The sequence below is a fragment of the Halomonas sp. ND22Bw genome, assembly GCF_003011945.1.
GTDB classification, from domain to species: Bacteria; Pseudomonadota; Gammaproteobacteria; order Pseudomonadales; family Halomonadaceae; genus Halomonas; species Halomonas halophila.
On sequence record NZ_PXWD01001205.1, the window covers coordinates 1 to 259 of the forward strand.

Genomic DNA, 259 nt, shown 5'->3' on the forward strand with positions numbered 1-259 from the left:
CGGGTCACGGCCGCCTTGATGAAGCCGAGGGCTTCCTCGAGATCGGCATCGATCCGCGCCGCCTGCGGATGATCGCCCAGGGCGGCGCGCACGTCCTCGCGTGTGGCGTCGAGCTCGCTGGTGAAGCCCATCACGTTGACGAGGGGCGCGCGCAGATCGTGGCTCACGATGTAGGCGTAGCGCTGGATCTCCTCGTTCGATTCGCGCAGCTCGGCCTCGGCCAGGCGCTGCTCGGAGATATCGGTATGCACGCCCACCC

General features: G+C 68.3%; 1 pseudogene. It reads right to left on the reverse strand.

The window, feature by feature from the left end:
- A pseudogene (locus CVH10_RS21995) lies at positions 1 to 259 on the reverse strand (hypothetical protein); the annotation flags it as partial.